The 12,152-nt window shown below is 46.0% G+C and carries 10 protein-coding genes; 2 read left to right on the top strand and 8 right to left on the bottom strand.

Translation table 11 applies throughout. From position 1 onward, the window contains the following. Nucleotides 1-95 precede the first annotated feature (95 nt). On the top strand, nt 96-785 hold the full coding sequence (locus AC2A06_RS08485) for a FadR/GntR family transcriptional regulator (protein WP_484380001.1): 690 nt from the start codon (nt 96-98) through the stop codon (nt 783-785). A gap of 83 nt (nt 786-868) precedes the next feature. Here the strand turns inward: AC2A06_RS08485 and rbsR are convergent, their stop codons facing one another. The 8 genes from rbsR to AC2A06_RS08525 all read right to left on the bottom strand — a co-directional run bounded on the left by rbsR (nt 869) and on the right by AC2A06_RS08525 (nt 10,216). Continuing rightward, on the bottom strand, nt 869-1,870 hold the full coding sequence (rbsR, locus tag AC2A06_RS08490; protein WP_484380002.1) for a ribose operon transcriptional repressor RbsR: 1,002 nt from the start codon (nt 1,868-1,870) through the stop codon (nt 869-871). A 3-nt stretch (nt 1,871-1,873) separates the two neighbouring features. After that, nucleotides 1,874-2,803 (bottom strand): ribokinase, encoded by a 930-nt coding sequence (gene rbsK, locus AC2A06_RS08495; RefSeq protein ID WP_484380003.1) that lies wholly within the window; start codon nt 2,801-2,803, stop codon nt 1,874-1,876. 61 nt (nt 2,804-2,864) lie between these two features. Continuing rightward, nucleotides 2,865-3,752, bottom strand: coding sequence for a ribose ABC transporter substrate-binding protein RbsB (gene rbsB / locus AC2A06_RS08500; RefSeq protein ID WP_037384913.1), 888 nt, complete (start codon nt 3,750-3,752; stop codon nt 2,865-2,867). A gap of 25 nt (nt 3,753-3,777) precedes the next feature. Beyond that, a complete protein-coding gene (gene rbsC, locus AC2A06_RS08505) occupies nt 3,778-4,746 on the bottom strand; it encodes a ribose ABC transporter permease (RefSeq protein WP_023490701.1) in 969 nt (322 codons plus the stop codon). Nucleotides 4,747-4,752: 6 nt separating this feature from the next. Next, entirely contained in the window at nt 4,753-6,258 is a 1,506-nt protein-coding gene (rbsA, locus tag AC2A06_RS08510) for a ribose ABC transporter ATP-binding protein RbsA (RefSeq protein WP_023490700.1), read from the bottom strand. Nucleotides 6,259-6,265: 7 nt separating this feature from the next. Next, complete coding sequence (gene rbsD, locus AC2A06_RS08515; RefSeq protein ID WP_023490699.1) at nt 6,266-6,685, bottom strand: D-ribose pyranase; 420 nt, start codon at nt 6,683-6,685, stop codon at nt 6,266-6,268. Nucleotides 6,686-6,893: 208 nt separating this feature from the next. Further along, the gene (kup, locus tag AC2A06_RS08520; RefSeq protein WP_484380004.1) at nt 6,894-8,762 is read right to left on the bottom strand and encodes a low affinity potassium transporter Kup; all 1,869 of its coding nucleotides are present in this window, start codon (nt 8,760-8,762) and stop codon (nt 6,894-6,896) included. Between the two features lie 188 nt (nt 8,763-8,950). Beyond that, nucleotides 8,951-10,216 carry an ATP-binding protein gene (locus AC2A06_RS08525; protein ID WP_484380005.1) on the bottom strand — a complete coding sequence of 422 codons (1,266 nt, stop codon included), beginning with the start codon at nt 10,214-10,216 and terminating at the stop codon, nt 8,951-8,953. Between the two features lie 433 nt (nt 10,217-10,649). Here AC2A06_RS08525 and ravA point away from each other — a divergent pair, with 433 nt between their 5' ends. Continuing rightward, nucleotides 10,650-12,152, top strand: a complete 1,503-nt coding sequence (gene ravA / locus AC2A06_RS08530; protein ID WP_484380006.1) for an ATPase RavA — start codon at nt 10,650-10,652, stop codon at nt 12,150-12,152.

Below are 12,152 nucleotides of genomic sequence, written 5' to 3' on the forward strand. Positions count from 1 at the left end.
TCTTTTTATCTCTTTTTATTCGGAAAATAGCCATAAACCAGGCTCGCTCTGACGTAAACTGACGGATAACGATGCAGTCAAAGGAAATAGTTGTCATGCAATTTAATATTCAACAACAGGCCGCACAGCGTAATCTTTCCTATTTGCTTGCGGAAAAGCTTGGCCGAAAAATTCTGGCTGGTGAATATCAGGCTGGCTCTATTCTTCCTGGCGAGATGGAGTTGGGAGAAAAATTTGGAGTTAGTCGCACCGCAGTACGTGAAGCGGTAAAAATACTGGCAGCCAAAGGGATGCTGTTGCCACGTCCACGTATTGGTACTCGCGTCATGCCACAAAACCAATGGAATTTTCTCGATCAAGATTTATTGACCTGGTGGATGACAAAGGAGAACTTCGACCAGATTATGCAGCATTTTCTTATCCTGCGGGCTTCTCTGGAACCCCAAGCATGCTCACTGGCCGCAACTCAAGCGACGTCACATCAGAAAACGCAATTAACTCTCTTGATGGCAGAAATGAAAGCACTGCACATTAATTTTGACCGTGACCACTGGATTGATATCGATACCCGCTACCATCAGCTTATATACCAAGCCAGCGATAATCCGTTTCTGATTTCATTTGCCAACCTTTTCAGCTCGGTTTATCGAAACTATTTTCAAGCGATTACCGGCAATGAAGTCATCAAGCTACAACAACATCAAGCCATTGTTGATGCCATCATAGCGGGTGACAGTATCTCGGCATTGACTGCCTGTCAGATATTGTTACAAGACAACACTTAAATGAAGATGGGGATAACCCTTGATGGCGACGATATTGAATCTTGCAAGGGGTTGGCTGGTCACTTAGTTTGACATCTGTTGAGTTAACGCTGACCAACGGAAGCTCGTTGCATCAATTCAGGTGTCAGCACCAGAAGTTGAGCATCACGCTCAGGATCCTGCAATCGATTGATTAATGCGTCGATCGCCAGTTCTCCCAAGGAGTCTTTCGGTTGATGAATAGTGCTTAGTGGGGGAACCAGATACTGTGCCAGCTCAATATCGTCATATCCAATGACTGCCATATCCCTCGGTACCACAAGCCCCGCCTGATATAGTGCCTGATAAACCCCCACAGCAATGGCATCATTCCCTGCAAATACCGCATGTGGCGGATTATCCAGTGCCAAGAGTTGTTTCATGGCATTTACTCCACCAGCAAACTCAAAATCGCAATGTACTTCATAACCTGGCAGAATTTCGAGCCCAGCACGTTGCATGGCACGGCGATAACCTTCCAAACGATGGCCCGCGGTCATTTTATCCTGCGGCCCAGCAATACACGCTATTTGGCGATAGCCCCTGGCAATCAGATGATCGGTTGCCATTTCGCCCCCCAATAACGAGTTATCCTTAATAATATCGTTGGCTCCATCGAATGGGGACCAATCCATCATCACGATAGGTAAAGAGGGGTAACGGCTAAACGCATCTTGTGAAGTTCGATGATTCTCAGTACACATAACCAACAAACCATCAACACGCTTTTGCAGCAGTGTTTCAATACTGTGGTTCATTCGCTCCAGGTCTTCTTCGGTATTACACAAGATCAAGCTATAACCACGTTCGTAACAGCTTCGTTCAACACCACGGACTACTTCGGCATAGAAAGGGTTATTACTGGATGTCACCAACATACCAATAGTATGTGTGGTGTTAAGTTTCAGGCTGCGGGCCAAAGCGGAGGGAGCATAATTAAGTTGTTCTATCGCCACCATGACTTTGGCGCGCACACTATCACTGACAAAGCGATTATTATTAATCACATGTGACACTGTCGAGGTTGAAACACCCGCCAAGCGGGCGACATCTTTCATGGTAGCCAAAATTTACCCCTGGTGCTGCAGGAAGGTGTCTATCTCTTCTCGCCATGGTACTGAGGGTTGAGCGCCTGGGCGAGTAACCGCTATCGCTGCTGCCGCATGGGCAAATCGCACCGCCTCACTGATTGCTTTACCTTCAAGTAAAGCGGTAACCAATGCACCATTGAACGTATCACCAGCCGCTATGGTGTCCACTGCTTTAACCTTAAAACCGGGAACCAGTTTGCCACCATCACCCTGTTCACTTAACCACACACCTCGGCTACCAAGGGTAATAATCACACGGCTAATGCCTTTATCATGTAATACTTTGGCGGCTCGAGCGGCATCGTCATCATTATTGATGGCAATACCCGTGAGTCGCTGTGCTTCTGTTTCATTTGGGGTGATCATATCGACCATCGCCAGCAAATCATCAGGTAATTCACAGGCAGGCGCGGGGTTAAGAATAACCTGAGTCTGGTGCTGTTTTGCCAGTTTGGCTGCGGCTATCACCGTTTCAAGTGGTGACTCAAGCTGCATCAATAGCGCATCAGCATCAATCACTTTTTGTTGATAGCGACGGAGGTAATCAGGGGTCACGGCAGCATTGGCTCCCGCATCAATCCCAATAACATTCTCACCGTCTTCATTGACAAAAATCAGGGCGACACCAGTGGTGTTACCAGGAATAGCTTCTATTGGTTGGGTATCAATGCGATCAGTAACCAGTTGTTGGCGAATACGTTCACCAATATCATCGGCGCCAACACAGGCAATAAAGACAATATCAGCCCCACTACGCCCAGCAGCGACCGCCTGATTAGCGCCTTTGCCACCAAAAGCAACTTTATACTGCTTGCCTATCACCGTTTCGCCCGGCAAAGGAAATTGTTTTACATTGAGGATATGGTCGGCGTTGATACTGCCTAACACCACCAACTTGCCAGTTTGCATCGCATTGATTCCAGAAAATTACGCGCCATCGTGATAACCACATTGATGGCGCAGAGATGACTTATTTAGTGATCAGTTTCAAGTCAACCGGAATAGTGGCTGGAACCTTCTCGCCTTTCAGTACTTTATTGGCAGTTTCAACACCCATTGCACCAATCTGCTCTGGACGTTGCGCCACGGTTGCAGCCATTTTACCGCCCTCTACCGCTTTCACCCCATCATCAGTACCATCAAAACCCACTACCACAACATCCGTTTTACCGGCAGTTTGCAATGCACGTAATGCACCCAGCGCCATCTCATCGTTTTGAGCAAATACAGCCTGCACATCTGGATGAGCTGTTAGCAGGTTTTGCATAACGTTCAGGCCTTTAGTGCGATCAAAGTCTGCAGGTTGGCTAGCCAGCAACTTAAATTTGTGTTGCTCCAGTGCTTGTTTGAAACCTTCGCCACGCTCACGTGCTGCAGAAGTCCCTGCGATACCTTCCAATTGGATAACTTTGGCATCAGCACCCACTTTCTTAGCAATAAAATCACCTGCCATTTTACCGCCAGCACGGTTATCAGAGGCGATATGACTAACAACATCACCTTTAGATGCCATACGGTCCAATGTAATAACCGGGATCTTGTTCATATTAGCCATCTTGATGGCATTACCTACCGCATCAGAGTCTGTCGGGTTAATCAATAATAGTTTTGGGCTCTGTACCACCAGATCTTGCACGTTTCCCAGTTCTTTTGCGGGGTTGTTCTGAGAATCCAACACCACCAGGTTGTAGCCCAGTTTGTCAGCTTCTTTTTGTGCACCCTCTTTCATGGCAACAAAGAAGGGGTTATTAAGGGTAGACACTACCAGAGCAATAGTATCTTTTGCCAAAGCATTAACACTCAAAGTTGCAGTCAACGCAAAAGCTGAAACTAAAGTTGCCAGTTTTTTCATTTTCATGGTCGATATTCCTGTAATGGAGAGGTTACTTGCTACTTTTGTCATCTACCAAAACCGCCAGCAAAATAACCACTGCCTTGACGATCATTTGGTAGTAAGAAGAAACACCCAACAAATTCAAACCATTGCTCAAGAAGCCAAGGATCAGCGCCCCGATCAGTGTACCAACGATCCGCCCTTTACCACCCGCCAGGCTGGTTCCCCCCAAAACGACCGCAGCAATGGCATCCAGTTCATAACCGGTACCTGCCGTGGGTTGTGCCGAGGATAAGCGTGCTACTTCTATCACTCCCGCCAGGGCAGCTAACAACCCGCACAGTGAGTAAACGATGATTTTCACTCTATCGATATTAATGCCGGAAAGACGAGTTGCGGCTTCATTGCCCCCCAAAGCATAGATATAACGGCCCAGGCGGGTATGGTGCAGCATATACCATGCAGCAATAAACACGATAGCCATGATCCAAATTGGCGTAGGTACCCCCAACGGACGGCCAATACCAAACCAGCCAAAGGCATCAGCAACATCAGTAAAACCGGTGTTGATCGGGCTGCCATTGGTGTACACCATGGTGACACCACGGAGTAACAGCATCATCACCAAGGTTGCAATAAATGCCTGAACTTTACCTTTGGCTACAATAAACCCGGTACCGGCGCCTACAAGAGCACCTAATGCCAGCGCAGCAGCAACCGCAGCGACGGCATTGATTTCAAGCCCTACCATAGAGGCAGCTATCGCACCGGTCAGCGCCAGTAATGAGCCTACTGAGAGATCAATACCAGAAGTGAGGATCACCAACGTCATCCCGACCGCCATAATGGCATTCACTGATGTCTGCTGTAGGATATTGAACAGGTTATTGACAGTGAAAAAATTCGGGCTCATTGAAGAAACCACGGCAATCAGCACCAGCAGCGCTATCAGTGATTTTTGCTCCAACAGCCACTCTTTACTAAACCAGCGCTTAGCCGCGACAGTCTGTGAACTCATATCTGATTACTCCTGCTTTACGCCGTATTGCTTGCCGACAGCGGCAGCCATCAGCACTTCCTGGGTAGCCTGTTCAATTGGGAACTCTCCGGTGAGATGACCTTCATGCATAACCAAAATGCGATCACTCATTCCCAGTACTTCAGGCATTTCCGAAGAGACCAGAATGATGCTCAACCCTTCCTGCTTAAACTGATTAATTAACTGATAAATCTCTTTCTTCGCCCCGACATCGACACCACGAGTAGGTTCATCAAGGATCAACACTTTTGGCCGAGTCATCAAACCGCGAGCTATCGCCACCTTTTGCTGATTTCCGCCGGAAAGTAACCCAATAGGCTGTTCCATTGAAGGGGTTTTTATATTGAACAAACGGATAAAATCACTCACGGCGACTTGTTCATCTGAATGCTTCAAGCTACCACCAGCACGGCTGAAATAACGCAGGGCAGTAAGCGACATATTTTCCTTTACTGACATCCCCAGTACCAGGCCATCACGCTTACGGTCTTCAGAAATATAGACGATGCCGTTTGCCAGACCATCTTGGGGAGAGTGGGTGATCACATCATGACCATCCAGATTCACTGTGCCACTTTTGCGCGGTGCAGCGCCATATAGGATTTTCATTAACTCGGTACGGCCAGCACCCATCAAGCCAGCAACACCCAAAATCTCACCGCTATACAGAGTAAAGCTGACATCATTAACACCCGGGCCGGAAACATGGCTAACTTGCAGACGTTTTTCACCTCGAGGCAAGTTCAGGCGTGGATATTGCTCTTCCAATTTGCGCCCAACCATCATTTCAATCAGCGTATCTTCCTGCAATTGAACAACCGGCTGTTCAGCAATAAACTGCCCATCACGGAAAATGGTCACATCGTCGCAGATTTCAAAGATCTCTTTCAACCGATGGGAAATATAAACAATGCCACACCCTTCGGCTTTCAGCTCATTGATCACATTGAACAGAGAGGCAGTTTCAGTGTCGGTCAGCGCATCGGTAGGTTCATCCATGATGATAACTTTAGATTCAAAGCTCAACACTTTGGCGATTTCCACCATTTGCTGATCACCAATCGACAGTTCCCCGACCAGACGGTGGCTGCTATAACGCAGGTTGAGGCGTGCCAGCAGTTTGTCCGCTTCGGCATACATACGTTTCCAGTCAATGCGGCCAAACCGATTGACAAACTCACGCCCCAAAAAGATATTTTCAGCAATGGTTAGCTGTGGGATCAGGTTCAGTTCCTGATGAATGATGCCGATGCCCGCCTCCTGCGAATCCTTCGGCCCATTGAAGGTCACTTCTTTACCAAGATAGTACTGACTGCCAGCATCTTTGCTGTAAATACCAGTAAGCACTTTCATCATGGTTGACTTTCCGGCACCGTTTTCCCCCACCAACGCCATTACCCTACCTGGGTAAACGCTGAGGGCAGCGCCAGAAAGTGCTTTCACGCCGGGAAAGGCTTTATCAATCCCTTTAAGTTCCAGTAAAGGTTGCATAAATGCCTCAGAATGTTACGCCGGCGCAGAGGATCACATTCGCATAAGGCGAACATTCTCCACTGCGTATCACCGCCCGGCTATGTTCAGTTTGCACTTTAAAAGCACTATGGCTGATATAGCTTACACTGATGGTGTTTCCCTGGAGTTGGCCAATTTGTTTTAGTTGAGCCAGTAACATTTCATGGAGCGACGGATTATTTTTAACAATCTCTTCCGCCAGAATAGCGCTTTCTACCTGCATTTCCTGCGTGACCACGCCGACAACCTGTAAGAATGTCGGCACCCCTTGAGTCAGAGCCAAGTCAATACGCTGCGTTGTCGCCGGAATCGGCAATCCTGCATCGCAAATCGTGATCTGATCAGTATGTCCGAGGCGAGATACAACCGCAGAAACATCACAATTCAGTAGTACGCCTTTTTTCATTTTTTAGATTAACTCCAACAGCGAAACGTTTCGCTCACCATAGAGTTTAGAAAAATTTCTGAGAAAGACAACTCAATAATCGAAAAAATGTGATCGCCATCGAAACGTTTCGCTTACCTGGTTAATTTCATTCAAACTACCGTTTACCTACCTCTGTAACTTGAATGATTCGATGACAAAATTTTATTTAATTAATAAATTCAGATTGTTATATTTCCACTTGGGTACCCAGTTCTAGAACTCGATTAGGTGGGATCTCAAACTGATCAGCAGCCCTCAGCGCGTTACGGCTTAATGCAATAAACAATTTCCCCCTCAGTAGCAAATACCAGGGGCGTTTACTCAGTATCAGTGACTCATGGGACATAAAAAACGATGTTTCCATCATTCGGCAAGGTAACCCTTCCAATCCGCAACGGTGAAAAATATCCTCAACATTAGGTCTTTCACGCCAACCATAGCGAGCGACAACACGCCAGAAAGTCGGCGATAACTGTTCAATTGTCACCCGTTGGACATTAGACACATAGGGGGCATCTTCGGTACGCAAGGTAAGCAGGACAACACGTTCATGTAATACTTTGTTGTGCTTTAAGTTATGTAGTAACGCAAATGGAATGACATTAATCGCACGCGACATAAACACCGCCGTTCCAGGAACGCGAACCGGGGGAGATTTCTCCAATGAAGCTATCATTGCTTCAAGAGAGTTACCGTGTTCGTGCATCTGACGCAACAAGCGAAAACGTTCACTTTTCCAAGTTGTCATGATAATGAACATCATCAATGCCATCACCAGTGGCAGCCAACCGCCGGAAAAGAGTTTCATCGCATTGGCTAAGAACATAGGAACATCTATAATCAGCAATATCAGTAAAATACTCAGTACAAAATAGCGGTTCCAATGCCAATTTTTAATCGCAACGCAAGTAATAAGAATACTGGTCAACACCATGGTGCCAGTAACAGCGATACCGTAAGCCGCTGCCAGATTACTGGAGTGTTCAAAACCGACAATCACCAAGATGACAGCAAGATAGAGTGTCCAGTTAATCACCGGGATATAAATCTGGCCAGACTCCATCTCCGAGGTATGAATAATACGCATCGGCGACAAATACCCCAGACGTACCGCCTGACGAGTCAATGAAAACACGCCGGAAATGACCGCCTGAGAAGCGATAACTGTAGCCAATGTGGCAAGAATCAGCAAAGGAATCAGGGCCCAGTCAGGAGCAAGCAAGAAGAACGGATTTTTGATGGCCTCGGGTGATTTCAGCAGCAAGGCCCCTTGACCGAAATAATTGAGTACCAATGAAGGTAACACCACCGCAAACCAAGCCAAACGGATTGGAAATTTACCAAAGTGGCCCATATCGGCATACAAGGCTTCCACTCCGGTAATTGCAAGAACCACCGCTCCCATGGCAAAAAAGGAGACTGTCTTATATTCAACAAAGAAGTTGAATGCCCACTTAGGGTTGAGGGCCTGCAACACTTCAGGATTAGCAATAATACTGCGCACACCGAGTAACGCCAACGCGATGAACCACAGCAACATTACTGGCGCAAAAAGTTTGCCGACGCTGCCGGTACCATGCTTTTGGATAGCAAATAATAGAGTCAAAACCAGAATGGACAAAGGAACGATATAGGGTTCGAGTGAAGGTGCTGCGATTCCCAACCCTTCAATTGCCGACATAACCGATATCGCCGGGGTAATTACCACCTCGCCATAAAAGAAGCTGCCACCAACCAAACCCAGAATAACCAATAATGACGTGGTACGTGCCGATGTATTGCGCCCGGCCAACGACATCAAGGTCAGAATACCCCCTTCACCCGCATTATCTGCACGCATAACGTAAGTGAGGTACTTCAAAGAAACGATAACAATCAACATCCAAAAAATAAGAGATAGAAACCCGAATACCACATCAGGACGGACCTCAAAACCATAGTGCCCAGAAAAACACTCTCTTAAGGTATAGAGCGGGCTGGTCCCTATATCACCATAAACCACCCCAATTGCTGCCAGAGTGACTGCCGATAACGGCTGCTTGTGTTCAGTATTCATAATTTTTTTGCTAGCTCAACCAACTATCCCTACCAAAAAATACCCCAGTTGTTTCACGTTACGTAAAAATCCGCAAACACTAGGGACACACTGTATGCATCATTTAACCTGCATACCTATGCTTATCACTGATGATAAAAATAAACAAAATATGAATAACCCTGTGGGCTCCTACCTTGATGGAGCAGTTACCACTTTGAAGGTAAATACTGGATATAATACAAAGGCATCACCATGTTGGTTTGCTCTAATGGTGAAGAACCTTGCGTACCAGTTAATTTAAATGTTTTTCTTGGTGCGCACTTTTCTATATAGGAGGCCAGCGATTTAGCGCGTGTCCTTTTGCCGCTTTTTACTTCTATTGGGACAATATTGCCCTCATCATTTGAGATAATGAATTCGATTTCTGCGCGAGCATCATTCCACGAATAGCTAGGGTCAACGCCAATGGCAGCAAGCTCTTGTTGTACAAAATTTTCAGCTATATAACCTTTGTACTCATAGTGTTGCTGTTTAATTTCTTTATAACTGCTGCCCAACATATGGTTAAGCAAGCCCACATCAAACAGAAATAATTTAACCTTATTTTCTTTTTTGTAGGCAGCAAGTGGGGCTTTGGGCGTACCTTCAATGGGGTAGTTAGCCAGCGCCAAACGGCAGCATCTTAACCAGTGGATAGCGGTTTCAAAATCGCTATAGCGATATTTACGGTTATGGACGTTTTTAAACTTAAAGCGTTTAACCGACTCATCTAAAACCAGGGAAAGCTGCGCGGGTATGCTATTGAACACTGACTCAATCAATGTTGCATCAACCTTACCGGCGTATTTAGCAAAATCACGTTGGTAGCCTGCGACTAAATCAGCATGAATTTTAGCGACCTTTGCAACGCGCTCTAAAATGCCCAACTCTTTGAATTGGTACCACGCGACAACCGCTTCCGGCATGCCACCAGTAAAAAAGTAATCCGTCAGCTTATCCATCAATTTGCTATGCGCTGCGGGAGTACTAGCTTGCGTATCGAATGCCTTGATCAACGCCGATTCTTTTGAGGCATAAATAAATTCTTGGAAGGTAAGTGGGCGTAAATTGTATTGCTCGACCTTGCCAACAGGAAAGGCGTTAAGCAAACCGATGTTGGAGCCGCTTGCCGCAACAAAGTACGTCGGGGTTTTTTCTGCAAAATATTTAAGCGAGGTAACCGCACGCTCGCACTCACCAATCTCATCCAAAACCAGCAAGTCGGTTTCCGGGTTAAACGATTGGTTGGTGATAAGTTCAATATTCATCAACAACTCATCTGGCGAAAGCGAGCCCTCAAATGCTTCTTTGTAAGCTGGATTTTCCAGAAAGTCTATGTGCAGGGTATTGGCAAAGGTTTTACCAAACAGTTCTTGTAGCAGAAATGTCTTGCCCGTTTGGCGCGCACCATCAATCAACAAGGGCTTACGCAAGGGTTATTTTTTCCATGCCATCAATGAGTTGAGTAAGCTTCGCTGCATCGTTATTTCCTGCTTACAAGGTGATTCAATAACAGACACTATAACCAAACCCACACTTTTATGCGCATAAAAGTGTTATAGGTGATCAGTTTTTTCTGCCAATTAAAAACAAAGCAGTACATCAGGGCAGGTGTTAAGCAAGTGGATAACGTATATCAGGATACCACTGTGTGATAGCGAACCGACTGAATACGAACCATTATCATCCGTTCTCATTACAAAATAGACAGGGATAAAAATAACAGTGGTCTATCCTCTCATTATCTATCAATATTAGTTACCAGACTAATTATAATCAGGTTTATTCAAGTTGTAGCCACTCTCTGCAAATAGCATGAATAGTGGATATACAAGAACCTAACCCTATGACAAAGTGAACTATTTTATGGCATCCCCACTTCTGGCAGAAAGAATTTACCGCCTCAGCAACGCGCTGGAGAGCGGTCTTTATGAACGGCAAGAAGCTATCAGACTGTGCTTGTTAGCGGCACTATGCGGTGAAAGTGTATTCCTGCTCGGCCCACCCGGTATTGCCAAAAGTTTGATCGCACGCCGACTAAAGTTTGCTTTTCGCCAAGCCCGCTCATTTGAATATCTGATGACCCGTTTTTCCACGCCAGAAGAGGTGTTTGGACCTCTTTCGATTCAGGCTTTGAAAGACGAAGGCCGCTACCTGCGTTTAACAACCGGCTATCTGCCCGAAGCAGAAATCGTCTTTCTCGATGAAATCTGGAAAGCGGGCCCAGCCATTCTTAATACTCTGCTGACAGCGATCAATGAACGCCGTTTCCGTAATGGTAATAGTGAAGAGCCTATTCCACTGCGCTTGCTGGTAACCGCTTCCAATGAATTGCCGGAAACTGATAATAGCCTTGAAGCACTGTATGACCGTATGCTAATCCGCTTATGGCTAGACAAGGTTAAAGATAAACAGAACTTCCGTTCTCTGTTGCTTAACCGGCAAAATGAGAGCGAAAACCCTGTTCCAGAAGCACTGAGCATCAGTGATGAAGAATTTCTGCAATGGCAACCGATGATCGATAAAATCAAACTGCCAGATAACTGTTTTGAACTGATCTTCATCTTGCGCCAGCGGTTGGAATCATTAGATCAGGCCCCTTATATTTCTGACCGTCGATGGAAAAAATCCCTACGATTACTGCAGGCCTGCGCATTTTTCAGTGGGCGTGAAACCATTGTTCCACTGGACTTAATATTATTAAAAGATTGCCTATGGCACGATCTAACCTCATTAAAATTGTTACAACAACAGATTGACCAATTAATGACAGAACAGGCTTATCAACAACAAACCTTACTGATCCAATTACAGCAAATCCACACCCGCTGGATGCAATATCAGCAACAACAAAGTCATCATCAGGCAATCAACCTGGTGAAAAAAAACAACATGTTCAGTCGCAAGCCACAATATACGCTGGAATCTCCCCTCAGCAGCGGTACCTTGACACTCCTGTTGCAAAAGCCCCTACAACTGCATGATATCCAGGTAAATCACCTGACTATAGAGTGCAGCATGTTAGAAAATTGGCTACAAAAAGGGGGAATTGTGCGCGCTAAGCTCAATGGTATCGGTTTTGCCCAGCAGATTGATTTGGAAATAAACGATCAGCAACATCTGACGGTATTGGATATCAGCCGTCAACCGGCCTTGTTAACTCTACCAGGTAAACCAACCGGCGGAACTCCGCAAGAACTGCTCGATGATACTGAATCGCTAAATCAACGTTTGGCAGAACAGCGGCGGTTATTCAGTCAACATCAACCTTGCCTTTTCACGCCTTCTGCAGGTTTAGCCAAAATAGAAGCGAGTCTGTTGCAGGTTGCTGAACAAATTAAACCGCTGTATCAGCAAATGCGCGGCTAA

It is taken from the genome of Serratia sp. HNCC26DJ244 (genome assembly GCF_057180565.1).

Coding starts and splice junctions, on each gene's coding strand:
- AC2A06_RS08485 (WP_484380001.1), top strand. CDS start 96: ATGCAATTTAATATTCAACAACAGGCCGCACAGCGTAATCTTTCCTAT.
- rbsD (WP_023490699.1), bottom strand. CDS start 6,685: ATGAAAAAAGGCGTACTACTGAATTGTGATGTTTCTGCGGTTGTATCT.
- ravA (WP_484380006.1), top strand. CDS start 10,650: ATGGCATCCCCACTTCTGGCAGAAAGAATTTACCGCCTCAGCAACGCG.
- rbsA (WP_023490700.1), bottom strand. CDS start 6,258: ATGCAACCTTTACTGGAACTTAAAGGGATTGATAAAGCCTTTCCCGGC.
- rbsK (WP_484380003.1), bottom strand. CDS start 2,803: ATGCAAACTGGCAAGTTGGTGGTGTTAGGCAGTATCAACGCCGACCAT.
- rbsC (WP_023490701.1), bottom strand. CDS start 4,746: ATGAGTTCACAGACTGTCGCGGCTAAGCGCTGGTTTAGTAAAGAGTGG.
- rbsB (WP_037384913.1), bottom strand. CDS start 3,752: ATGAAAATGAAAAAACTGGCAACTTTAGTTTCAGCTTTTGCGTTGACT.
- kup (WP_484380004.1), bottom strand. CDS start 8,762: ATGAATACTGAACACAAGCAGCCGTTATCGGCAGTCACTCTGGCAGCA.